The following is a 22,589-nucleotide window of genomic DNA, read 5'->3' as shown; positions in this document are numbered from 1 at the left end:
GACGTCACCCGCCTCGCCCACGTCCTGGCCGGCCTGTCCGTTGAGCTGGTCGGCCGTCTGCGCTCGGAACGAGTCATAGCACCGGGTGCCCGGCCGGTACCGCCGCTCATCGGGCTGCCACCGCCGTGTCGGTCGCTGCCTCACGGTGGCGGCGGGCGATTTCGGAGAGGCGGGCGACGATGAGGTCGATGTCGGCATGGGTGGTGCGGTAGTTGGTGACGCAGGCGCGCATGCCGTACCGGCCGTCGAGCCGTGCCGGGCCGAGGAGCGCGGTGCCCTCCTCGATGAGGGCGCCGAGTATGGCGGTGTGGTCGGCTTCGGTGGCGCCCTTGACCCGAAAGCAGACGGCGGTGAGTGGAACGGGCGCCATCAGTTCCAGATCCGGCTCCGCATCGATGCGGTCGGCCATGTATCGGGCGAGGCCGAGCATGCGGTCGATCACGGACCGGAAGGTCTGGATACCGAAGGCCTGCAGGGCGCTCCAGACCTTGAGGGCCTTGAAGTCGCGGGACAACTGGGGGCCGTAGTCCATGTAGTCGATCATCAGTGAGTCCTCCTCCACGGTGAGGTACGAGGAGGAGAACGCATAGGCTTGCGCCAGTTTGGTGCGGTCGCGTACCAGTAGACAGCCCGCTTCCAGGGAGGCGAACAGCAGCTTGTGGGGGTCGAGTGCGATGGAGTCCGCTCGGCCGCATGCCTCGAATGTCTCGCGCTTGCTGTCGGAGAGTACGAACAGTGCTCCGTAGGCCCCGTCGATGTGCAGCCACAGGTCCTGCCGCGTGCACACATCGGCTATCGAGGCGATCGGATCGATGGAACCGCTGGTGACCGTTCCCGAGGTGGCCACGACGCAGAATGGCTCCAGCCCGGCCTCGCGGTCAGCGTGAATCGCCTCCTCCAGGGCATCGACGCGCATCCGGTAGCGGTCGTCCGCGGGAATGCGGCGGACATTGTCCAACCCGATGCCCAAAATGGCCGCGGCCTTGTCGACACACCGATGTGCTTCGGCGGAGGTGTACACCACAAGCCGGGGAGCGGCTGTCTGAAGTCCCTCGTCGCGAAAGGCTGGGCGCCGGGCGTGCAGGGCAGTCGTCAAGGCGTTGAGCGTGGCGATCGAACCGCCCCCGGTCAGGATGCCGCCCGCCTGATCGCCGTAGCCGAACAGCCCGGCCAGCCATCCGATGACGGCCCGCTCGATCACGCTCGCGGCCGGCGACAGCTGCCAGAAGTTGCAGTTCTGGTTGATGGCGGAAGCGATCGCCTCGGCGTATGGCGCGATGCCGTTGGGCGGGCCGAGTACGTAGGCAAGGAACCGCGGGTGAGCCACCGTGGTCGAGTTCGGAAGGACCTTCTGATCGATCTCGCGGAAGAGTCCCTCGACCCCGATCCCCTCGTCCGGGAACGGTGTCTCCAGCAGGCTGGAGAGAACGTCACGGTCCACGTCCGGAACGAGGGGACGCTGCGCAGCGGAACGCTCGTACTCGTCCAGGAACGAGACGAGCAGCCTGCCCGCCACCTCCCTGCTGTCCTCGTCAAGGCTCAGCACCGGCTCGTCATTCATAGTGGCTCCAAATACCTGGGCAAAGTCTCCACGGGCACGGTAGCCGTCATGGCCGCGCAGGCGATGCCAAAGATGCCGCCAGTGGACCCTGCCATTAGCATGTGCTGCCTTGAACAGGCCAGATCGCGCAATTCTCACGCACCTGATGGCGAATGGGTGGCTGGCGAACGGCACGGGCTTCTTTGCGCTGCTGCACGGGGAGACGGAGGTCCAGCACCGCGCCACGATCGAAGAAGTCTTGGCATGGACCTGTACGGCGGGGCGTGCGGCATGTTGTCATGCCGACTAGCCCAATCCCACATATGCGAACACGTCGCCCCAAAATCCGACGTTGAACAGTGCGTGCCCTGTCGATTCGATGCCCGCGTCCGCGTGCGCATCCGGACCATCGTCCAAGGAGCACCGGTGACCCTCGACCGACGACATTTCCTCCGTGCCGGCGCGCTCTCCGCCGGCAGCGCCGCCTTGTTCGCCAACACCACTGTCTCGGCCGTCGCCGAGAGTCCGGTGCGCGGCGGTCTGTACGGCCCCAACGCCGCCCCGCTCGCGCCTACCGCCTTCCTGAAACTGCCGCTCGGCAGCGTCACCCCGCGCGGCTGGCTCGTCGGGCAGCTGCGTCTATTGCGTGACGGTCTGTTCGGCCGCTATCCGGCGATCTCGCGCTACCTCGACATGGCCAACTCCGGCTGGGTCCACCCCGAGAATGAGGGTTGGGAGGAGGTCACCTACTGGCTGCGCGGCCACGTCGGGCTCGCCGTCCTGACCGATGACGACGACGCCATCGCCACCAACCGCCGCTGGATCGACGCGATCCTCGCCACCCGGCAGCCGGACGGCTTCCTCGGCCCCAACCGGCTGCGCACCGCCCTGGGCGGCGGCCCGGACTTCTGGCCTTACCTGCCGCTGCTGCAGGCACTGCGCAGCCACGAGGAGCACACCGGGGACGAACACATCGTGCCGTTGGTGCTTGCCTTCCTGCGCTACATGAACGCCCAAGGCCCAGGCGCCTTCAACACCAGCTGGATATCCAAGCGCTGGGGCGACGGCCTCGACATCGCCTTCTGGCTGTACAACCGTACCGGGGAGCCCTTCCTGCTCGACTTGGCCGACAAGATGCACCGCTACGGCGCCAACTGGGTCGACAACTTCCCCGACCTGCACAACGTCAACATCGCCCAGGGCTTCCGCGAGCCCGCCCAGTACGCTCTGCGCTCGGGCGACGCCGATCTCACCCGGGCCACGTACCGTGACTACGCCACCGTGATGGGCGCCTACGGCCAGTTCCCCGGTGGCGGCTTCGCCGGTGACGAGAACGCCCGGCCCGGCTTCGGCGACCCCCGGCAGGGCTTCGAGACCTGCGGCATCGTCGAGTTCATGGCCAGCCACGAACTGCTCACCCGCATCACCGGTGACCCGGTGTGGGCCGACCGCTGCGAGGAACTGGCGTTCAACCTGCTGCCCGCCGCCACCGATCCGCACGGACGCGGCGTCCACTACATCACCAGTGCCAACAGCATCGACCTCGACAACGCCGTCAAGAACCTCGGCCAGTTCCAGAACGGCTTCGCGATGCAGTCCTTCCAGCCAGGCGTCACCCAGTACCGCTGTTGCCCGCACAACTACGGCATGGGCTGGCCCTACTTCACCGAGGAGCTGTGGCTCGCCACGCCCGATCGTGGGCTCGCCGCCGCGATGTACGCACCGAGCGTGGTGCGTGCCAAGGTCGCCGACGGTACCGAGATCACCATCACCGAGGACACCGACTATCCGTTCAAGGAGAGCGTCACCCTCACCATCACCACGCCCAGGCCGCTCGCCTTCCCGCTCCTGCTGCGTGTCCCTGGCTGGTGCACCGGCCCGGACATCCGCGTCAACGGCAAGCCGGTGGCGGCACGGAAGGGCCCCGCTTTCGTCCGGATCCACCGCACGTGGACCCGCGGCGACCGGGTCACCCTGCGTCTGCCGCAGCACACCACCGTGCGCACCTGGGATACCAACCAGGACTCCGTCAGCGTCGTCCGCGGCCCGCTCACCTACTCCCTGCGGATCGGCGAACGCTACGAGCGCTACGCGGGCACCGACGACTTCCCCGAGTACGCCGTGCACCCCACCACCCCGTGGAACTACGGCCTGACCCCCGACGCCGCCGACAGCCTACGCTTCACCGCCGACCCCGGGCCGCTCGACGGCGACCCCTTCACCCAGACCGGCACCCCGGTCCGCATCACCGCCCGAGCCCGCCGGATCGACGCATGGACCGCAGACAGCCAGCGCGTCGTCAACCCGCTCCAGCCGAGCCCCGCCCGCAGCACCGCCGCCGTCGAGGACATCACCCTGATCCCGATGGGCGCCGCACGCCTGCGCATCACCGCCTTCCCGACCGCCTCACCCGACGGCAAGCCCTGGACGCCAGAGCCGCCGTTCCACCGCGTCCTGAACCAGAACAGCAACAAGGTCCTCGGCGTGGACCAGATGTCGGTCGCCAACAGCGCCCGCGTCGTCCAGTTCGACGACAACGGCACCGCCGACCACGCCTGGCAACTGGTGGACCAGGGCGACGGCTGGTGCCTGATCCGCAATGGCAACAGCGGCAAGGTCCTCGGTGTCGACGGGATGTCCACCGACAACAGTGCCCGGGTCGTGCAGTACGAGGACAACGGCACCGCCGACCACCTGTGGCAACTGCTCGACAGCGGCGACGGCTGGTACCGCATCCGCAACAAACACAGCGGCAAAGTACTCGGTGTCGACGGAATGTCGACCACCAACAGCGCACAGGTGGTGCAGTACGACGACAGCGGAACGACGGACCACCTGTGGAAGCTCTTGTGAAACGGGGTCGGCCGCTCTCCGGACGAATCCCGAACTGGCCCGTCGCAACAGCCCTGACCGGCCACGGAGCCTCGACCAACGGCACCGACCTCGCGGACGAACCGCTCGTTCATCGTTTCTTCCATCAGAGCGTCTACAGGAAAGCCGGGTGGTTGGAGATCAGAGAGCTTTCAGTGCCTGTACGCGGTTGTCTGTGGCGCGGCGGCTGACCGCCGCTGCGGGATCGAAGGTGTCGAACCCGTGGGGCACTGCCGGATACTGGACGAGCTCGACTGGGACGCCGGCGCGGCCGAGACCCCCGGCGATCTCGGGCGAGGAGAGCGGCTGCGGCGGCGAGTCCGCCGCTGGCGCTGTCGCCCATGATCGCGATGCGGGCGGGGCCGATGCCGAGGCCGGGAGCGTTGTCCACGGAACAGCGCAGGGCGGCATAGCAGTCCTCCACGGGGATGGGGTGGGGGTGCTCGGGTGCGAGCCGGTAGCCGACCGAAAGCAGCGCGACCCCGGACAGGTGGGTGTAGATGCGGCACCGTGTGTCGTGGGTGTCGAGGCTGCCGAGGAACATCCCGCCGCCGTGGATGTAGACGGCCAGCGACGACGGGCGGGTGTCGTCACGCCGGTACAGGCGCATCGGGATCGTGGTGCCGTCCTTGGCCGTGGCCGAACAGGGCGTCACGGTGACATCGGCAGGTACCGGGAGCGCGTGGGCCTGCGCGGCCAGTGCGGCGCCGAACAGCTCTCGCCTGGTTCGCCAGTCGCCGGGTTCCAGGGGTGGGGCGGACTTCATCGCCTTGAGCGTCGGGGCCAGCACGGCCGCGATCTCGGCGTCCATGGGAGGCGTCATCAATCTTCTTTCCGTGATGCGTTTCCTGCGGTGCGGGGAATTGCGCCAGTGCGGGGTGCAGGGCATCGGCGAGCCGGTCGCTGAGGCGAGCCTCGATGTGTTCCCTGGCCCGCGAGCGAGCGCCATCGCCAGAAACGCCTTATTCACCGGTGGCCGGGGACGCGACTTCGTGTCTCTGCACGTGCTCCCGCTCACCTCCACATCCGCTGGCATGTTCCCTTCCCGCTGGGTTACAGTCTGCCTGAAACTAAGTTACAGTCAAACTGTAAGTCATCGAGAGGTTTGGGATGTGGAACACACCCCGGGTGCCGGTTGCGGTGCGGGCGCAGGAGTTCGCTGTCGGGCTGCTGGGTCGGCTACCGGCCCGGGTGCGGGCGGTGATGGCGGGTCCTGAGGTCGTCGTCGATGGTGCGCGGTTGGCGGTTGACGCGCGCCTGCTGATCCGGGCCCTGGGCGGCAAGAGATCGGCGCTGGTGGTCGATGACTCGCCAGAGTTGTCCCGCGCGGCGCTCGAGCGCGGCGCGCCGATGTTGCGTGCCGGCCGGCGCCCGTCGCGGGCGGTGTCGGTGTCGGAAGTGTGTCTTCACGGCGCGCAGGGGTTGCTGGAGGCGACCCTGTACGAGCCTGCGTCCTGTCGTGGGGCGTCGGGTGCGCTGGTGTTCTTCCACGGCGGGGGCTGGGTGATCGGCAGTCGCGCCGGCTACGACCACGTGGCAAGGTTCCTCGCTGAACGCAGCGGCCACCGGGTGCTGTCGGTGGACTACCGGCTCGCGCCGGAAGACCCGTTCCCCGCGGCGGTGGACGACGCGCTGGCCGCGTTCGACGACACGGCCGCACGGGCGGAGGAACTCGGCATCGACCCGGAGCGGATCGTGGTGGGTGGGGACAGCGCGGGGGCGACGCTCGCCGCGGTGACGGCCCGCCGCGCGGCCGACCGCGGTCGTGGCCCGGTCCCGGCGGGGCAATGGCTGCTGTATCCGGCCACCGATCTGGCGGCCCGCCACCGGTCCCGCGATCTGTTCGGCCAAGGGTTCCTGCTGACCGATGAGGACATCGTCTGGTTCCAGGACCACTACCTACCGCCCGGGGTGGACCGCACGGACCCGCTCGTGTCGGTGCTCTACGGCACGGTCGCGGCCGGGACTCCACCGGCTCATCTCGTCACCGCCGGATTCGACCCCTTGCGCGATGAAGGGGAGCTGTACGCGGAGAAGCTGCGCGCCGCGGGCGTTGCGGTCACGGCTGTGCGCGAGCCGGACCTTCCCCACGGTTTCCTGCCGTTCGTCCATCTCGGCTTCCGGTTCGGTCACGCCGCCGACGCGAGCGCCGACGCCCTGCGCCGGATGCTGGACTGACCCGGTTCCCGGCGCTGTCCGGCCGAGGCGCCGTTTTGCCGGAAGACATCACAAGACACCGTTATTCCCCGATGACATCGCCTCCTGGACGACAGCGTTTTTTCTGATGACAAGGAGTTGTGCCATGCATGTGCAGATCGCGCTCTACGACGGATTCGACCCTCTCGATGTCCTCGGCCCCTTCGAGGTCTTTCACTCCGCGGGCGAGTTCTCCGGAGGGTTGGTGTCCACCGAGTTCGTCAGTGCCGAAGGGGCGCGAGAGGTGCCCAGCGGCTTCCCGTCGATCACGCTCAGCGCCACGTCCGCTGTGGACGCGAACAAGGAAGGTCTGATCGTCGTTCCTGGCGCCGCGGGAAGCTTGTCGATGGACCCGGACGTCGACGGCAGCATCGGCCGGATTCTCGCGGAGGCCGGACGCACGGGCCTGCCGGACCTGCTGCGTGAGGCGCTTGCCCACCAGGGCACGACCGTCGTGACCGTGTGCGGAGGCTCGATCCTGATCGCCCACGCGGGCCTGGCCGACGGACGTCCCTTGGTGACCCATGAACGGGGAGAGGACCTGGCCGGCACGAAGGCGGTTCCGGTGGAGGCCCGCGTTGTCGACGACGGCGACCTGGTCAGCTGCGGCAACGTCACCTCCGGCGTAGACGTGGCGCTGCACCTGGTCGAGCGTGAGATCGGGCCCCGCATTGCGCACGCGGTCGGTGAACTGATGCGGCACGAGCGCCGGGGCACGGTCTGGAGCGCAACCGGAGCCCCGGTGGTCTCTGCCTGACGGTGCACCTTCGACAGCCGCTGCACATATGCTGCACCGGCTGTCGAGGACGTCAACCCGCACCGGGAGATCTGGTCGTCACCGACAACCTGTACTCCCACAACAGCCTGTCCACCCGGACCTGGCTGGAGGACGACCACCGCGTCCACCACGCCTTCATCCCCGTCGGCGCCTGCCGGCTCAACCTCCAGGACAGCTGGTGGCGCATCTTCCGCAAAGCCACTTTCCTTCCGCAAAGCCACTTTCGCCGGCCGGTCATTCGCCAACCGCGACAAAACCACCTACGCCGCGACCCTGGCAACAGGCAGGCGAAGCGGGGGATTTCGTTGGTCTTGGCCGGGACACGCGGCTGATTGACGCTTCTCCGGCACCGGTCATGGCGGCCAGCGGGTGCGCTGTCGCGGCGGGAGCCACGGAGGTGCTTGCCGTCCACGGCGAGCACGTCCGCTCCGGCCGGATCGCATCCCAGCAGGTCGGCGAATCCCGCGGGGCATACCGCGGAGATCACCCGGCGGCGCTCGGCGGGAGACGGGACGCGTTCGCCGACATGTTCAGCTGCCAGGCGTCCCCTCCTCCGGACTGGGAGCAGGTTTTCGTCCTCGAAGGCCGGCAGATGATCTGGCCCGGCAACGGCCGCCCCGGCCAGGCTCCTGCCCCGACCGGCACCGACGTGGCCGAACTCGGCGCTGCCGATGTGCCCCAGATGCTCGACCTGGTCGCACGGACCCAACCGGGACCGTTCTGGCCGCGCACCCGCGAACTCGGCACCTACCTCGGCATCCGCGACGGCGGCAGACTGGTGGCCATGGCGGGCGAACGGCTCCGGCCTCCGGGGTGGACCGAGATCAGTGCCGTCTGCACGGCCCCCGAGGCACGCGGACGAGGCCACGCCGCCCGCCTGATCAGTGCCCTCGTCGCCCGCGTCCTGGCCCGGAACGAACGCCCCTTCCTGCACGTGGCCGAGACGAACACCGGCGCGATCGCGCTCTACGAACGGCTCGGATTCGCGAGCCGGAAGCATGTGACCTTTCGCGGCTTCCGCACTCCCTGACGCCACCGCCACCCGGATCGGGTACACCGTGTCGGCAGGGGCCGAGCAGGACGGAGCCCTGAGCGATCGGCATCCGCACTGACCCGGTGCCCATATCGCGCTGCCGGGCCGGTGCGGGGTCTGGCAGCTGCCTAGGGGTAGCCCCAGGCACCGCCCTGAGGACAGCGCATCGGCATGTCAGGGGGATAGCCGGATGGGCCGATCCGCTCTCCGCTGGTGGGATGGTCGTCGACCACCGGCTCCGGGGGCGAAGCCGCCGCGCGCCACAGCCTGAGCGTTTCCTCAACGCGCGGGCGACCTGAACAGAAAAGGGGAACTCATGCAGATGTCAGGAGCGCGTCGGCGAGGCCCACTTGTCCTGACCGGCCTGGCGGCGGTCCTCCTCGCCGCATCGACCGGGCTGACGGCGTCGGCGAAACCCCGGCAGGCCCAGCAGGCCGATCCGCTTCAACAGCAGGTGGACGCGACCCACGACACCGGGGCCGTCGGTGTCTCCGCCGAGGTCACGTCACCGCACACACATGACAGCGCACGCGCCGGGACGGCCGAGAGGGGCACCGGGAGGCAGATGCCGCACAATGGCAGGCTCCGGATCGGCAGCGCCACCAAGACCTTCACCGCCACGGTCGTGCTGCAACTCGTCGGTGAGGGGCGAATGTCCCTGGAGGACACCGTCGAGCAGTGGCTGCCGGGAGTGGTCCGGGGCAACGGCAACGACGGCGGCCGGATCACCGTGCGACAGCTGCTGCGACACACCAGCGGCATCCCCGACGTCGAGCCGGAGATACCCGCGTTGAACGGCGCGGACGGCTATCGAGCCGAGCGGTTCCGCAACTACACGCCCGAAGAGTTGGTGGGGACGGCGATGCGGCACCCTCCCAACTTCCCCCCGGGCACTGACTGGTCGTACTCCAACACCAACTACATTCTCGCCGCAATGATCATTCACGAGGTCACCGGCCGCACCTGGGCACGGGAGGTGAACGACCGAATCATCCGCCCGCTGGACCTGAGGGACACCAGTACGCCCGGCACCTTCCCGTCCATCCTGGGCCCGCACGCCCACGGCTACGCCGCGTTCGGCACCGACAAAAGCATCGACGTCACGACACTCAATCCGAGTATGGCCGTCGGTTCCGGGTCGATCATCAGCACCGCGCACGACCTGAACCGGTTCTACACCGCACTGCTCGGCGGCCGTCTGCTGGCTCCGGCGCAGCTCGACGAGATGACGACCACCACGCCCGCGCCCGAGCTGGGCGTGAGGTATGGACTCGGTCTGGGCGAGATCCCGCTTTCCTGTGGCGGCAGCTACTTCGGTCACCCGGGCGAACTGCTCGGCTATCACACCTGGGGTGGCGTCACCCGGGACGGGACCCGGACCGCCGTGGTGTACGTCACCAGTGACGGCGGCCAGGACACCCAGCGGGCCATGAGCACACTCGTGGACCAGCAACTGTGCCGGACCCGCTCCTAGGCGGCCTCTCCCAACGCGCTTACGTGCTGAACGAGCTTGTCGAACATATGCCGTTGACTGGGGGACGGCCGAGGCACAACACTGTCGCACCGGTCGGGATCAACGGCATACATGGGGCGGTGTGCGGTGGCTGGCTCGGACATGGCCCGTGACCTGCAAGTCAAGGAGACCTCGTCTGATCCGTCGCTGTGGAGCGCGGACTTCCGGCTGTTCTTCACCGCCCGTACCACCTCTCTGCTGGGCGACGCGATGCTCCCCGTCGCGATCACGGCCGCCGTGCTCCGGGCGGGCTACGGGGCGAGTGGGGTGGGCTATGCGCTCGCCGCGCTCGTAGCGCCGTTCGCAGCACTGATCATCTTTGGCGGGGTGCTGTCCGACCGCTTCGGCGCCCGACGGCTGATGGTCGTCTCGGACACGGCTCGGCTGTGCTCTCAGGCGGTACTCGCGCTGCTGTTCCTGCTGGGTACGCCGCCGCTGTGGCAGATCCTGGCGCTGCTGGCCCTGATCGGGGCGGGCAGCGCGATCTTCCAGCCGGGAGTCGCCAGCATCACCCCGCGCATAGCCCAGGACGTACAGAAGGCCAACGCCACCCTCCGCATCTCGGAGTCCGTCACCGCCGTGATCGGCCCGTCGCTGGCCGGCCTGCTGCTGGCGATCTCCTCACCGGCGACGGTGGTCGCCCTCGACGCCCTGACCTACGGGGTCAGCGGCGCCTGCCTGCTCCTGCTCCGCTCGGTCCCGATGGGCCCGCCCGCGCGGGACGGCGAATCGTCGTTCCGGGCCGATCTCGTCGAGGGATGGCGGGAGTTCCGGGCCAGGACCTGGCTGTGGAGCGTCATCGTCGTCTTCATGCTCTGGCAACTGGCCGGCGCCGGCCCCACCATGACCCTCGGCAACAGCACACTCGTCACCGACTACGGAACATCGACGTTCGGCTTGGTCATGTCGTCCCTCGGGGTGGGAAGTGTGCTGGGCGGGATCGTCGCGATCAGGTTCCGCCCGCGGTATCCGCTCCGGGCCGGCGCCCTCTCCATGATCCTTTGGGCGCTCATGCCGTTGGGCGTCGCTCTCGGCCTTCCCGCGCCGCTCATCGCCGGGTGCTACGGGGTGAGCGGTGTGGGCATGGCGTTCTGGATCGTCATGTTCCACACGAGCGTACAGACGCACATCCCGCAGGACGTCCTCGGCAGGGTGCACGCGTACGACGCGGCAGGCTCGCTGGTGATGAAGCCAGTCGGGCAGGCCCTGGCGGGGCCGCTCGCGGCCGTCGTGGGGACGGTGCCGCTGCTGCGCGTGTCCGCGTCGATGGCGCTCGTCGCCTGTGCCCTGCTGCTGGCAATCCCGGCCGTGCGCGGCCTGAAGCGTGCCGAGGGCTAGGGACTGTCTCCGGTTGTGATCAAGCCCCGGGGTGGGGGCCGGTCCGATAAGACTGTGCTGTGACGCGTGCGCAACTCACGGACCTTGAGTGGGAGTTCATCGAGCCGTTCCTGCCGGTCGGCAGGTTCGGCCCATACCCCGAGCGGCTGCGTGAGCAGTTCGAGGGGGTGATCTGGCGGTTCCGCACCGGCAGCCAGTGGAGAGAGATGCCCGAGCGGTTCGGCGCCTGGCAGACCGTCTACAACCGCTTCATGCGATGGCGGGACGCGGGCGTCTTCCAGACCCTGCTGGACGAAGCGATCGCCGAGGCCGCCCGCAGGGACGAGATCGACATGTCCCTGGTCAGCGTGGACTCCACCACCACGCGGGCCCATCACGACGCCGCCGGCATGCGGGTCAGCGAACAGACTCTGGCCGCACTCGAGGAGGCAGCCTCGCAAAAGGGGGAGCATCGCAGGGACAAGGCGGGCAGGACGGCGAAAGCGATCCGGTCCGGGCCGAACGCCGGCGCATCCGCTTACGACGGCGGGCCCGGCTGAAGGCCGCCCTGCTCGGACGGTCGCGCGGCGGGCTGACCAGCAAGATCCACCTGGCTGCCGACCGGCGGTGCCGGCCGATGGCGCTCCTTCTGACCGCCGGACAGGCCGCCGACAGCCCGCAGTTCATCCCGGTTCTGAGCAAGGTACGGGTCCGTCTGCCGGTCGGCCGTCCCCGCACCCGGCCGGCTGCCGTGGCCGGTGATAAGGCCTACTCCTCCCGCGCCAACCGAGCCCATCTGCGCAAACGCCGCATCAAGGCAGTCATCCCGGAGAAGAGGGACCAGGCCGCCAACCGCAGGAAGAAAGGCAGCCGGGGCGGCAGGCCCGTCACCCACAATGCCGATCTCTACCGCGACCGCAACACGGTCGAGCGGGCCATCAACAGGATGAAGGACTGGCGAGGCATCGCGACCCGCTACGACAAGACGCCCGAGAGCTACCTCGCCGGACTCCATCTCCGCGCAGCGACCATCTGGATCAGCAGCATCCTGAAAGCCCAATGATCACAACTGGAGACAGTCCCTAGGGTCCTTCTGACGGAGATCCGTCAGAAGGACCCTAGCGGCCGGATGTCGAGTCGGAGTCCAGCTGATTCCGTACGTCGCGAGGTACATGTACGCCGTGGCCGCGCAGGTGGGCGAGGAAGCGGGTGAGGAGGGGGTCGGGTTCGCCGGATGTCACCGCGACCAACTGCCTGACCCACCGTGGGGTGAACGAGCGCACCGCGCCGGGGAAGCCGTCGCTGACCGCGCTGACCGGGCTCACGGCGATTCCCAGGCCGGCGGCGGCGAGTTGTGGTGCCGCGGTGGTCACCGAGGTCCGCATCACGGTCTCGGGGTGGACTCCGGCACGGGCCAGGGCCCCGTCCAGCCAACCGCTGAGGCCGTTGTCCGGTGCGAAGTGGACCAGCGGCGCGCCCTCGAGGTCCTCCAGACGCACGGCCGGCCGCTCGGCCAGCGGGTGGCCGGCGGGCGCGGTCAATACGATCTCCTCCTCGGCGACGGCGGTGATCGTGAAGTTGCCCGGTGGGGAGCCGGGCAGCAGCGCCACGTCGACCTCGTCGGAGTCGACGAACCGGAGCAGTTCGTCCATCGCGGTGGACTCGCGCAGGGTGATCGCCACTTCCGGATGGCGGCGGTGCCATTCGTGGATCACCGGGGCGAGCAGGGCGACGCTGAGGCTCTGTGCGCAGGCCAGCCTCAGCATTCCTCCGGCGGCCTGACCGGCCGCACGTGCTGACCTGACCGCGGAGGCGGCTGCCTCGATCGCCCGCCTGGCGTCGGCGACGGCGGCACGTCCCGCGGGGGTGAGCTTGACCCCCCGGGGTTCGCGGCGCAGCAGGGCCGTTCGGGTCTCGCGTTCCAGCGAGGCGATCTGATGGGAGACGGCGGGCTGCGAGGAATGCAGCAGCAGTGCGGCCTGGGTGATCGATCCGGTGTCCGCGACCGCGACGAGGCATTCCAACGCGCGAAGAGAAGCCATTCGTAAATTTTATCGCAGACCTTCAGAACATGATTGTTGTCGAGGGAAGACCTGGAGGCCGCTGGTCGCTGAACCCCCGTGACAGCTTCTCGTCCCCACGGCGGGCGAGAAGGCGAGCACACGGTGAAGGAGGTTTTCATGGCACGGGCGTTCGTCACGGGCGGTTCGGGGTTCATCGGTCAGGTGCTGGTACGCCGGCTCCTCGGCGAGGGGCACGCGGTCCGTGTTCTGGTCAGAAGCGAGGGGTCGGCCGCGAAGGTGTCGGCGTTGGGCGCGGAGCACGTGCGGGGCGAGTTGACCGAACCGGCCACGTGGCGCAACCAGGTGACGGGCAGCGACGTGGTGTTCCACCTGGCTGCCGAGACGGACATCACCGCTGACCGTGAGCGTCATGAGCTGGTGTCGGTGCGCGGCACCCGGGCAGCGGTCGACGCGGCTCGTCACGCGCTGGTTCCCCGGTTCGTCCACTGCGGGAGCGAAGCGGCCCTCCTGGCCGGCGACCCCCTGGTGGACGTCGACGAGAGCGCGTCGCTGCGGCCGGACTCCGAGGCCGCCTACTGCGCGGTGAAGGCGGTTGCCGAGCAGATCGTCCTCGATGCGAATGCCCCCGGCTTCGCCACGGTCTCGATCCGCCCGCGGTTCGTCTGGGGCCCCGGCAGCATCCTCATCGAGGGCCTGGTGGCGGCGGCGAAGGCCGGACAGTTCGCCTGGATCGAGGGGGCCCGGCACACGACCGACGTCACCTTTGTCGACAACGCCGTCGAGGGTCTGGTGCTCGGATGGCGACACGGCCGGCCGGGGCAGGCGTACTTCGTCACCGACCAGCACCCGGTCATCCTGCGCGAGTTCATGGAGACGTTGTTCGGGATCCACGGCGTCGATACGCCGATCCCCGAGCTGGACGCCGAGACCGCCGCCCGCGAGGTCCCCGTACCCGCTCGGTGGTTCCTCGGACAGCCGTGCCTCCTGCGGACGGACAAAGCCGGGGCCGAACTCGGTTACAAGCCCGTCGTCTCCCATGGCGCCGGTCTGGAGGCCGTCAGGAACTCGGTGGCCGCCGGCGGCGCGTGAAACACCACACCGGCAACCGGCACACATAAAGGTTCAACCCAAAGGAGAGTGGAAAATGAAGATTGTCACGATCGGAAGAGGAATGATCGGCGGAGGGCTGGCCGGTCTGTGGCGGGCCGCGGGCCACGATGTTGACGAACTCGGCCGTGACGGCGGGGATGCCTCGGAAGCGGACGTCGTCCTGGTGGCGGTTCCCGGCGACAAGATCTCCGAAGCCCTGCGCAAGGTGTCCGGGATCGAGGGGAAAGCTGCGATCGACGCGACCAACATCATGCCCGCGCGGCATGGCGACTTTCCGTCGTACGCGGATGAGGTGAAGTCCTTCACCCGCGGTCCGGTGGCCAAGAGTTTCAACATGAACTTCGCGGGCCTGTTCGGCGCGGTGCGCGAGCAGCGGGTGCGGCCGAGCAACTGGTATGTCGCGGACGAGGGCGCCCGCGAGATCACCGAGCGGCTCATCCATGACGCCGGCTACGACCCGGTGCGCGTCGGGGATCTCTCACGAGCCCGCGACTTCGAGAACGCGGTCTGGCTGCTCATGGGCATCCAGCCGGTCGGCGGCGTCTTCTACCGGTTTGCCGTCCCCGGCGAACTCTGATCGGATCGATTGATCCATCCCAAGCGGCGCTGATGCGGCTGCTACGTGCGGATTGCCGGTAATGGCGAAGCACTCCCGGTGTGAGGTGCTTCCGCCGGGCACCCCGCGGGGGCGGCAGCATGCCGCAGCGGTTGAGGGGTCACGGCGTGACCCCCGGCGAGGACACCAGCGCGATGAACACCGCGGCCGCACCCGCGAACCAGGCTCCCACGATGGGGACGAACGCGGATATGAGGCCAGTACCGCCAGCGGCAGTACCAGTGGTACTCCCAAGGCCCACAGTCCGAGTCCGACGAGGATGGCGTCGAGCAGACCGATCAGCGCCTGGGAGCGCACCGAAGGCACCGAGGGTGTCCCAGCCGCGTGCGGCCACGGTGGGGATGTCGGTGGCGAGCCGGCGTGGATGCCCTCGGTGACACCGTCGGTGCTATCGCTGCTCCTGGACGGTGGCGTCAGGGGCGTGGTTTATGGGCGAATACCCATCGGTTGCCTGCCAGTGCGTCGTTCTGTTCGGGACGAGGGCCGCGTCCGTGTTGGCGGGTGTAGTCGAAGGGAGTCTGGACGGTTGTGGTCCAACCCTTGCCCGCGAGGTCGGCTGCGGAGTCGGGGCGTGGTTCCCGGCTGAAGAGGTTGAGCAGGTCGATGCCGATCTGGTGTTTCGTCGCGGTGTAAAGGGGGCTGTCGCGGTATTCGAGCAGGTCTTTGTCGAGTTTGACCTCGAACGCCAGCGTGCTTCCTTCTGCGCTCAGCCGGTCCACCGTGTGGATGAGGTTCGTCTCGGAGGTGTTGGGCAGGTAGAACAGCAGCCCTTCGGCCAGCCAGGCGCTTGGTGCGGCTGTGTCGAAGCCCGCGTCGGTCAGCGCTGCGGCCCAGTCGGCGCGCAGGTCTACCGGGATCGGTACGCGGGCTGCTTTCGGGGTGGTCGGCAGTCCGCCGAGGACCTTGTGCTTGAACTCCAGCACGCCTTCCCTGTCGATCTCGAAGATCACACAGCCGGGAGGCCAATCGAGTCGGAACGCTCGCGAATCCAACCCCGCCCCGAGCAGGACCACTTGGCGGGCCCCCGCCGCGCGCACCGACTGGAGGAGGAAGTCGTCGAGGACCCTCGTTCGCAGACCGAAGTAGCGGGCGAAGCGTCCCCACAGCGGGTTCGCGTCTCCGTCCGCGACCTGGTGTATGCGCACCGGCCAGTCCGCGGCGGCCGGTGCGGCGTGGACGAAGTGCTCTGCGTAGATGTCCTGTGCCAGGCTGTCGTGGCGGTGGGTCTCGATCGCCCGGGCCGCGGCGACCATGAGAGCGGTCAGGCCGACACCCCCTTCCACGCCTTCCACACCGGTGTTGTGATGCGCTGTGTCGGTCATGTGTCCTTCCTTGGCCCCGCGGGAATCAGGACGGGTTTGACCACGCGGCCCGCGTCGCAGTCGCGTTCGGCTTGGTTGATGTCGGTGAGGGGGTAGGTGCGGATCAGCTGGTCGAAGGGGAACCGCCCGGCCTGCCAGAGCCTGGTCAGCCGAGGGATCAGCAGTCCCGGCACCGCGTCCCCTTCGCAGATGTGGGAGATCCTCCGGCCCCGGTCCAAGGTGCCCGGTTCGAGTGGCAATGGGATGTTGAGGCGTGCGACCAGGCCGAGGTGGCCGGTCGGGCGCAGGGCCCGAAGCGCGTTGTTGATCAGCTGGGGGGAGCCTGTGGTGTCCAGTGCGTAGTGTGCGCCGCCGTCCGTCAGTTGCTGGATGCGATCGGCCAGGGCAGGCAGGTCGGACAGGTCGGCCGATGCGGCGTGCAGCGGGATCGCGTGGAGCCGCTCGGCGAGGGCCAGCCGCTCGGGGTGCCGGTCGACGGCCACGGTCATCGCTCCGGCGGCGGTGGCCGCCATCACCGCGGCCAGGCCGACCGCCCCGGCGCCGTAGACCGCGATGGTGTCGCCGGGCCCGACACCGAAGGAGTGGAAGACCGCTCCGGCGCCGGTGAGGAAGCCGCAGCCGAGCGGTCCGAGAAGTTCGATGGGCAGTGTGGGATCGACCCGGACGGCGTTGCGGGCCGGGACCAGGGCGTATTCGGCGAAGGAGGACTGACCGAACCACCGGGGCGCCAACGCGCCCCCGTCCGCGTCGGTGAACCGCGCCGTGTGCTCCTCGCGCCCTCCGAAGAGGTTGAGCGTGGGGAAGGAGTCGCAGTAGGCGGGGGCCGCGCCCATGCAGTTCCGGCAGTGTCCACAGGAGTCGAAACTCAGCACGACGTGGTCGCCGGAGCTCAGGCCGGTGCCCGGGCCGCCCGTCTCCACCACGATCCCGGCTCCTTCGTGGCCGAGCACCGCGGGCAGTGGTGAGCGGCCTGCCGAGTGCCGGACCGCGAGATCGGTCCGGCACATCCCACAGCCCGCGATCCTCACCAGGATCTCGCCGTCGCCCGGCCCCGCGTGCAGCATCACCTCCTCGAGGCTGAACCGGCTCTCGTAGGAGCGCAGTACCGCCGCGGTGAACCTCATCCCTCACACCTCAACCGGACGGTGCACGACGAACGGGCTGAGGTTGCCACCATCGTGTTGCCCGCGGCGAGCGCGGGTGCGGACGTCGCCGAGGCGAGCTGGAGGGGAAGGTTCCACGGGACGATCGCGGCGACGGGCCCGAGCGGTCGCCAGTGGATCTCGCCGCGCACCGGCCGGCCGTAGGCGGCAGGGTCGGCGCGCCCGCCGCGCCAGGCGGTGTGGGCTCGGCCGACGATGGCGTCCAGCGCATCCGGCCGCTGATCGGGGGCCTCGTCGAAGCCCTCGCCGGTGGCCGGATCGAGGATGGCGATCCACCCGCCGCGGGCCCCCGTCGTGCGAGGGGACGGGCTGGTCGGCATACCGGCGGTCAGCCCGCGGTGGCGACGGACGGCGCGTGTTCCCGGGCGTGCCGGTCCATCTCCGCCCGGAAGGCGGCCACCAGCCGCGGCTGGATCCTTCCGGCGTCGCGGTCGCCTCCCTCGCAGACCGCGCCGCGCACCCCCACGATGTCGGTACCGATACGGGTGAGCGCGCCGAGGTCGTCGGCTTTGACGCTGCCCGCGAGGGCGGCGCGCAGACCGGCCTCGTGGGCCTGCCGGACGAACTCCGCGCAGAGGTCGGGCGGAACGTGGTCGAACAGCCGTGTCCCGTCCTTGATCGCGGTGTCGAGCATGGCCGCGTCACAGCCGGAGCGGCGGGCGATGTCGGGCAGCGCGAGCGGATTGACGCAGCCGATCCGGTGGGCGTCGGCGTAGCCGGAGGCGACGACGAACGCGTCCGGCTGATAGTCCTTCACCGCCCGGACGACCCCGCGCATGACATCCATGGCCTGTTCGGGCGTCGTACATCCGTAGAGGCCGACCTTGATGTAGGTGGCTCCGGAGACCGTTGCGCCCAGTGCCGCCTGGGCCACTGTGCCGGGCTTGTAGGGGACGTCTCCCACGGTGGCGGAGACCGGCTTGTCCGCCGGGACCGCGTCGCGGATCTGCCGGATGACCCAGGGGAAGTTCGCGCCGAGCGAGCCCTCGTCGGGCTTCTTGACATCGACGATGTCGAGGTGTTCCGCCGCCTTCGCGCAGTCGAGGGCCTCCTCGACGCTGTCCGGGGAGATGAGAAGCAACAACGTGGCTTCCTTCCACCGCATGCCACCTGCCCAGGGGGCAGGTATGCGGAGTCGTGTGGATCACGCGCGGTCCGCTCATCATTGCCGCGTCCTGTGGCTCATCGGCAGGGCGCGCGGGGTCCGGGAGGGTCACTGCCATGACGTTCCGCGCCCCCGGCGCACCGTGCACGCCGGTAGCCGGTGCGGCGTTCGAGACTATGCGCTCTGCGCTGATTGCCGAATGATCAGGTCGGTCAGCAGGGCCAGCGGAGGCCAGCCGTCGCGACCCCGGCGGGCGACGGCGAAGGCGCGCAGGACGACGTCCGGCGCGGTGAGCGGCACCAGATGGACACCGGGCAGCGTGGAGGTGCCCATCGGCAGCAGCCCTACGCCCATCCCTGCCGCGATCATGCCCTGGACAAGGTCGAGGTTGTCCGCCTGGTGAGTGAGGTGGGGGGTGAAACCGGCCATGGAGGCGAGTGTCCGGATGACGGTCTCGTCGCCGGTGTTGCGCGAGTTGCCGATCCAATCCGCCGTGCGGAACCGGCGGAAGACCTCCGGGGCGCCCGGCGCTGAGGGACGGGCGGCGTGGTCGGGAATGCCCAGACCCCAGGGAGCGGTCCACAGTGGGGTGATCACGACCGAGGGGTCCGGCTCGGCCGGTGCCAGGTTGTAGTCGTAGGTGAGCGCGAGGTCGGCCTCGTCGTTCGCCAGCAGATGGAGGGCTTCGGCGGGTTCGTGCTCACGGACCAGGATGCTGAGCTCAGGGTGGCTTGCCGACAAGTTGCTGATGATGGGCAGAAGTTGGGCTCGGATGGCTGTGGCGAAGCCTGCCACGCGCACCGTGCCGGTCGGCGGGGCGTCGGGACTCAGGTCCCGCCGTGCGGCCTCGACTGCCGCAAGGATCGTCACGGCGTGTTCCGCCAGCCGACGACCCGCCGGCGTGAGCCTGACCCTGCGCCCGTGCGGCTCGATCAGCGCCGTGCCCATGTCCTGGGCCAAAGCGGCGACCTGCTGAGAAACCGTAGAGGTGGTCGTGCCGGTGGCCTCGGCCACCGCGCGCATCGAGCCTCTCCGGGCCAACTCGGCCAGCATCTGCAGGCGGCGTGTTTCCATCCCGCCATTGTCCATGAATCCCGAACGGATCATTCGGGATCGACACGTGGACGTGAACGGTGTCGAGGATCTCTACTGGAGCCCATGAACGCTCCCGAACCGAATGAGGCTCTTCCTTCCCGTCGCTCGCGCCATGCCGGCGCCGGGGCCGGTTTCCTCATGGCCGCCACCGCGATGTGTACCGTGCAGCTCGGATCGGCTCTGACGGTTCCACTGTTCGGACAGCTCGGCGCGCTGGGAACCGCGGGGCTGCGCCTGGGCTGGGCGGGGCTGATTCTGCTGGTCGCCATTCGCCCCCGGCCTCGTGATTTCAGCTCCCGGGATCTTCTTGCCTGTGTGGTGCTCGGTCTCGTGACCGCCGGAATGATGGTCTTCTTCATGCAGGCGATCGCCCGTCTCCCGCTGGGGACCGCAAGCGCGCTGGAATTCTTGGGACCGCTCACCGTCTCCCTCTTCGGGCCGAGGCAGGGGCGCCTGATCTGGGCGGCCGCGGCGGCGACGGGCGTCGTGCTGCTGACCGAGCCCTGGCACGGCGGCGCCGACCCTGTGGGGGTGGGGAGCGCGCTGCTCGCCGCGGGATGCTGGGCCGCGTACATTCTGCTGACCCAGCGGGTCGGCGATCGCGTCACCGGCCTGAAGGGGCTGGCTGTCTCCATGCCGGTCGCCGCGGTGGTGGGGCTGGGTATCGCCGCCCCGGGCCTCGCCGAACGCGTCACGTGGTCACCGCTGTGGACCATGCTGGCTCTGGCGGTGCTCAGCCCCGTCATCCCCTTCGCTCTCGAGTTTCTCGCCCTGCGTCATCTGACCACGTCCGCGTTCGGCACCCTGATGAGCCTCGAGCCCGCCATCGCCCTCATGGTCGGTCTGCTCGTCCTCGGCCAGCGCCCCGGGACGGTTGCGACAGTTGGCCTGGTTCTCGTGGTCGTGGCCAGCGTCGGCGCCACCCGCGCCGGTGTCCGTCCCGCGGCATCCTCCAAACAGGCACCAGTTCGCCGGTATGAGCCTGGCCCGGAGCCCGTACGACATGATCAGGACCGGGCTGCTGTGTGCTTGCCCGAGTAGTACGGCCGGTCGGCGGCGATCCGGCCGATCGGTGGCAGCGTTCATGCAGGTGTCAGAACGTGCCAAGCTGACGTGTCGCAACCGGCCGATTCGCAGCCTTGCTGTCGCCAGGGGCGGCACGCCGAAGATCTCCCGCTTCGCTTGGAGGAGACCATGTCCACATCCATCGGCATGCCCGCCGATCCGACGTCGAGCTACCGAGCCATCGAGAACTTGATCGCACGTTACGCCGAACTCGTGGACGACGGCGATTTCGCGGGACTCGGCACGCTGCTCGCCGAAGCCACCTTCACGGGCACTGGCGAGCCAGTCAGCGGGCGCGACGCGATCGAGAAGATGTTCAAGGACACGTTGATCGTCTACGCCGACGGCACGCCGCGAACCCATCACGTCACCACCAACGTTGCCATCGAGGTCGATGAACAGGCGAGCACTGCGGTCTCGCGTTCGTACGTCACCGTGTTCCAGGCACTGCCCGACCTGCCGCTGCAACCCATCGCCGCCGGTCGGTACCATGACCGCTTCGAGCGCCGCGATGGGCGGTGGCGCTTCGCAGAGCGACGCGTCCGCATCAACCTGATCGGCGATGTGAGCCGCCACGCGCGCCAGGCCGCCGCACAGCGGTAGTCGCCCCGGGACGGGACGCGAAGGCGTACGCCGTCGATCAGATGGGGAAGCGCGCGGCGTGTTCGGCGGTCGGTTTCGGCGCGCGTACTCAAGGAGATGATGATGTCGATGGATCCAACCGTCGCAGTTGTGGGGCCGGGGGCGATCGGCACGACCGTGGCGGCGGCACTGCATGAGGTCGGCCGTACGCCGAGGATATGTGGCCGCACAGCGCGTGATCGCCTCGAGCTGCACGTAGGCGAAGGCCGCGTCGTCGTGCCGGGGCCCGTGCAGATCGACCCGGCACACGCTGACGGAGCGGTCGACCTTGTCTTCCTCGCAGTCAAGTCGACGCAGGTCGAGGCGGCGGCACCATGGTTGACGGCATTGTGCGGTACGGACACCGTTGTCTGTGTTCTGCAGAACGGCGTCGAGCAGGGATCGATTGTCGCGCCTCACCTCTCCGGCGCCCGGGCCATCCCCTCGGTCGTGTGGTTCCCCGCCCAAGCGCAGCCCGACGGTTCGGTGTGGTTGCGCGGCGAAGCGCGTCTCACCCTGCCGGACATGCCGGCGTCTCATGTGGTGCTCGAGGCTCTGCGCGGCACTCGGTGTTCGGCCGACCTGGCCACGGACTTCACGTCTGTGGCGTGGCGCAAGCTGCTGCAGAACGCGGTCGCCGGATTGATGGTCCTCACGGGCCGCCGCGCCGGTGTATTTGCCAGGGCCGATATCGCCGAGCTGTCCCTGGCCTATCTACGGGAGTGCCTCGAGGTTGCCCGAGCCGAGGGCGCGGTACTGAGCGACGAGGTGCCGCGAGAGATCGTTGACAGCCTCCAGGCTTACCCGGCCGATATGGGCACCTCCATCCTCGCCGACCGCGAAGCCGACCGGCCGCTCGAATGGAATATCCGCAACGGTGTTGTGCCGCGCCGCGGACGGGTCCACGGCATCCCGACGCCGATCAGCGATCTGGTGGTGCCACTCCTCGCGGCCGCCAGCGATGGACCCGGCTGACTCCTGTTCTTCGTCCAGGGGCGTTCCCACTGGGTGTTGATGTACTTCTCCACTGCCCCAGACCGGCCGCCCGCACGAGTTCAGCGAACCCCGCCGGCATCGCGCGGGACAACGGGTCCATCTCGGTGGCGCGACCGTGTTGACCTGCCTGACATCCACCGCTGCGGGCACCCGGCCGTCACACCCACCCGGGGAACCTGTGCGGTCGGAGCACGAGATAGCTGATGGACACACGCTGGAGGTGC

General features: G+C 69.0%; 18 protein-coding genes and 3 pseudogenes. 12 read left to right on the top strand and 9 right to left on the bottom strand.

The genetic code is table 11. The annotated features are described in order from the left end of the window. Positions 1-106 precede the first annotated feature (106 nt). On the bottom strand, positions 107-1,735 hold the full coding sequence (locus tag ACMTAK_RS03945; protein ID WP_413804833.1) for a pyridoxal phosphate-dependent decarboxylase family protein: 1,629 nt from the start codon (positions 1,733-1,735) through the stop codon (positions 107-109). Between the two features lie 231 nt (positions 1,736-1,966). Between ACMTAK_RS03945 and ACMTAK_RS03940 the strand changes: the two genes are divergently transcribed. Then, the gene (locus ACMTAK_RS03940) at positions 1,967-4,393 is read left to right on the top strand and encodes an RICIN domain-containing protein (RefSeq protein ID WP_413804832.1); all 2,427 of its coding nucleotides are present in this window, start codon (positions 1,967-1,969) and stop codon (positions 4,391-4,393) included. A gap of 133 nt (positions 4,394-4,526) precedes the next feature. Here the strand turns inward: ACMTAK_RS03940 and ACMTAK_RS03935 are convergent, their stop codons facing one another. Continuing rightward, positions 4,527-5,234, bottom strand: coding sequence for an alpha/beta hydrolase (locus tag ACMTAK_RS03935; RefSeq protein WP_413804831.1), 708 nt, complete (start codon positions 5,232-5,234; stop codon positions 4,527-4,529). 287 nt (positions 5,235-5,521) lie between these two features. Between ACMTAK_RS03935 and ACMTAK_RS03930 the strand changes: the two genes are divergently transcribed. The 6 genes and pseudogenes from ACMTAK_RS03930 to ACMTAK_RS03905 all read left to right on the top strand — a co-directional run bounded on the left by ACMTAK_RS03930 (position 5,522) and on the right by ACMTAK_RS03905 (position 12,311). Continuing rightward, a complete protein-coding gene (locus ACMTAK_RS03930; protein WP_413804830.1) occupies positions 5,522-6,589 on the top strand; it encodes an alpha/beta hydrolase in 1,068 nt (355 codons plus the stop codon). A gap of 124 nt (positions 6,590-6,713) precedes the next feature. Further along, positions 6,714-7,364, top strand: a complete 651-nt coding sequence (locus ACMTAK_RS03925; protein WP_413804829.1) for a DJ-1/PfpI family protein — start codon at positions 6,714-6,716, stop codon at positions 7,362-7,364. Between the two features lie 418 nt (positions 7,365-7,782). Then, positions 7,783-8,415 carry a GNAT family N-acetyltransferase gene (locus ACMTAK_RS03920; RefSeq protein WP_413804828.1) on the top strand — a complete coding sequence of 211 codons (633 nt, stop codon included), beginning with the start codon at positions 7,783-7,785 and terminating at the stop codon, positions 8,413-8,415. A gap of 319 nt (positions 8,416-8,734) precedes the next feature. Further along, positions 8,735-9,892, top strand: coding sequence for a serine hydrolase domain-containing protein (locus ACMTAK_RS03915; protein ID WP_413804827.1), 1,158 nt, complete (start codon positions 8,735-8,737; stop codon positions 9,890-9,892). Between the two features lie 141 nt (positions 9,893-10,033). Continuing rightward, positions 10,034-11,269, top strand: a complete 1,236-nt coding sequence (locus ACMTAK_RS03910; RefSeq protein WP_413812788.1) for an MFS transporter — start codon at positions 10,034-10,036, stop codon at positions 11,267-11,269. Positions 11,270-11,328: 59 nt separating this feature from the next. After that, positions 11,329-12,311, top strand: a pseudogene (locus ACMTAK_RS03905) (IS5 family transposase). Positions 12,312-12,366: 55 nt separating this feature from the next. Here the strand turns inward: ACMTAK_RS03905 and ACMTAK_RS03900 are convergent. Continuing rightward, positions 12,367-13,290, bottom strand: coding sequence for a LysR family transcriptional regulator (locus tag ACMTAK_RS03900; protein WP_413804826.1), 924 nt, complete (start codon positions 13,288-13,290; stop codon positions 12,367-12,369). 138 nt (positions 13,291-13,428) lie between these two features. Between ACMTAK_RS03900 and ACMTAK_RS03895 the strand changes: the two genes are divergently transcribed. Then, positions 13,429-14,361 carry an NAD-dependent epimerase/dehydratase family protein gene (locus tag ACMTAK_RS03895; protein WP_413804825.1) on the top strand — a complete coding sequence of 311 codons (933 nt, stop codon included), beginning with the start codon at positions 13,429-13,431 and terminating at the stop codon, positions 14,359-14,361. 55 nt (positions 14,362-14,416) lie between these two features. Continuing rightward, positions 14,417-14,959 (top strand): NADPH-dependent F420 reductase, encoded by a 543-nt coding sequence (locus tag ACMTAK_RS03890; protein ID WP_413804824.1) that lies wholly within the window; start codon positions 14,417-14,419, stop codon positions 14,957-14,959. A 157-nt stretch (positions 14,960-15,116) separates the two neighbouring features. Here the strand turns inward: ACMTAK_RS03890 and ACMTAK_RS03885 are convergent. The 6 genes and pseudogenes from ACMTAK_RS03885 to ACMTAK_RS03860 all read right to left on the bottom strand — a co-directional run. Next, positions 15,117-15,362 (bottom strand): annotated as a pseudogene (locus tag ACMTAK_RS03885) (AI-2E family transporter); the annotation flags it as partial. Between the two features lie 49 nt (positions 15,363-15,411). Next, positions 15,412-16,320, bottom strand: a complete 909-nt coding sequence (locus ACMTAK_RS03880; RefSeq protein WP_413804823.1) for a class I SAM-dependent methyltransferase — start codon at positions 16,318-16,320, stop codon at positions 15,412-15,414. Further along, the gene (locus ACMTAK_RS03875; RefSeq protein ID WP_413804822.1) at positions 16,317-17,444 is read right to left on the bottom strand and encodes an NAD(P)-dependent alcohol dehydrogenase; all 1,128 of its coding nucleotides are present in this window, start codon (positions 17,442-17,444) and stop codon (positions 16,317-16,319) included. The genes ACMTAK_RS03880 and ACMTAK_RS03875 overlap by 4 nt, the downstream gene beginning before the upstream one ends. 47 nt (positions 17,445-17,491) lie before the next feature. Further along, positions 17,492-17,803, bottom strand: a pseudogene (locus ACMTAK_RS03870) (aldehyde dehydrogenase family protein); the annotation flags it as partial. An 8-nt stretch (positions 17,804-17,811) separates the two neighbouring features. Further along, positions 17,812-18,588 (bottom strand): (5-formylfuran-3-yl)methyl phosphate synthase, encoded by a 777-nt coding sequence (locus ACMTAK_RS03865; RefSeq protein WP_413804821.1) that lies wholly within the window; start codon positions 18,586-18,588, stop codon positions 17,812-17,814. 174 nt (positions 18,589-18,762) lie between these two features. Next, the gene (locus ACMTAK_RS03860) at positions 18,763-19,662 is read right to left on the bottom strand and encodes a LysR family transcriptional regulator (protein ID WP_413804820.1); all 900 of its coding nucleotides are present in this window, start codon (positions 19,660-19,662) and stop codon (positions 18,763-18,765) included. Between the two features lie 84 nt (positions 19,663-19,746). Between ACMTAK_RS03860 and ACMTAK_RS03855 the strand changes: the two genes are divergently transcribed. From ACMTAK_RS03855 to ACMTAK_RS03845, 3 genes are all read left to right on the top strand, one after another. Continuing rightward, entirely contained in the window at positions 19,747-20,724 is a 978-nt protein-coding gene (locus ACMTAK_RS03855; protein ID WP_413804819.1) for an EamA family transporter, read from the top strand. A 153-nt stretch (positions 20,725-20,877) separates the two neighbouring features. Continuing rightward, complete coding sequence (locus tag ACMTAK_RS03850) at positions 20,878-21,351, top strand: nuclear transport factor 2 family protein (RefSeq protein ID WP_413804818.1); 474 nt, start codon at positions 20,878-20,880, stop codon at positions 21,349-21,351. Positions 21,352-21,459: 108 nt separating this feature from the next. Next, on the top strand, positions 21,460-22,344 hold the full coding sequence (locus ACMTAK_RS03845; RefSeq protein WP_413804817.1) for an oxidoreductase: 885 nt from the start codon (positions 21,460-21,462) through the stop codon (positions 22,342-22,344). The last annotated feature ends 245 nt before the right edge of the window (positions 22,345-22,589 follow it).

The sequence above is a fragment of the Streptomyces lacaronensis genome (assembly GCF_047337785.1).
In the GTDB taxonomy this organism is placed as follows: domain Bacteria; phylum Actinomycetota; class Actinomycetes; order Streptomycetales; family Streptomycetaceae; genus Streptomyces; species Streptomyces lycopersici.
Note: the sequence above shows the minus strand (reverse complement) of the source record. Positions and strands in the feature narration are given on the sequence as shown.

Coding starts and splice junctions, on each gene's coding strand:
- ACMTAK_RS03925 (WP_413804829.1), top strand. CDS start 6,714: ATGCATGTGCAGATCGCGCTCTACGACGGATTCGACCCTCTCGATGTC.
- ACMTAK_RS03865 (WP_413804821.1), bottom strand. CDS start 18,588: ATGCGGTGGAAGGAAGCCACGTTGTTGCTTCTCATCTCCCCGGACAGC.
- ACMTAK_RS03845 (WP_413804817.1), top strand. CDS start 21,460: ATGGATCCAACCGTCGCAGTTGTGGGGCCGGGGGCGATCGGCACGACC.
- ACMTAK_RS03900 (WP_413804826.1), bottom strand. CDS start 13,290: ATGGCTTCTCTTCGCGCGTTGGAATGCCTCGTCGCGGTCGCGGACACC.
- ACMTAK_RS03890 (WP_413804824.1), top strand. CDS start 14,417: ATGAAGATTGTCACGATCGGAAGAGGAATGATCGGCGGAGGGCTGGCC.
- ACMTAK_RS03875 (WP_413804822.1), bottom strand. CDS start 17,444: ATGAGGTTCACCGCGGCGGTACTGCGCTCCTACGAGAGCCGGTTCAGC.
- ACMTAK_RS03860 (WP_413804820.1), bottom strand. CDS start 19,662: ATGGAAACACGCCGCCTGCAGATGCTGGCCGAGTTGGCCCGGAGAGGC.
- ACMTAK_RS03850 (WP_413804818.1), top strand. CDS start 20,878: ATGTCCACATCCATCGGCATGCCCGCCGATCCGACGTCGAGCTACCGA.
- ACMTAK_RS03895 (WP_413804825.1), top strand. CDS start 13,429: ATGGCACGGGCGTTCGTCACGGGCGGTTCGGGGTTCATCGGTCAGGTG.
- ACMTAK_RS03930 (WP_413804830.1), top strand. CDS start 5,522: ATGTGGAACACACCCCGGGTGCCGGTTGCGGTGCGGGCGCAGGAGTTC.
- ACMTAK_RS03910 (WP_413812788.1), top strand. CDS start 10,034: ATGGCCCGTGACCTGCAAGTCAAGGAGACCTCGTCTGATCCGTCGCTG.
- ACMTAK_RS03915 (WP_413804827.1), top strand. CDS start 8,735: ATGCAGATGTCAGGAGCGCGTCGGCGAGGCCCACTTGTCCTGACCGGC.
- ACMTAK_RS03855 (WP_413804819.1), top strand. CDS start 19,747: ATGAACGCTCCCGAACCGAATGAGGCTCTTCCTTCCCGTCGCTCGCGC.
- ACMTAK_RS03880 (WP_413804823.1), bottom strand. CDS start 16,320: ATGACCGACACAGCGCATCACAACACCGGTGTGGAAGGCGTGGAAGGG.
- ACMTAK_RS03935 (WP_413804831.1), bottom strand. CDS start 5,234: ATGACGCCTCCCATGGACGCCGAGATCGCGGCCGTGCTGGCCCCGACG.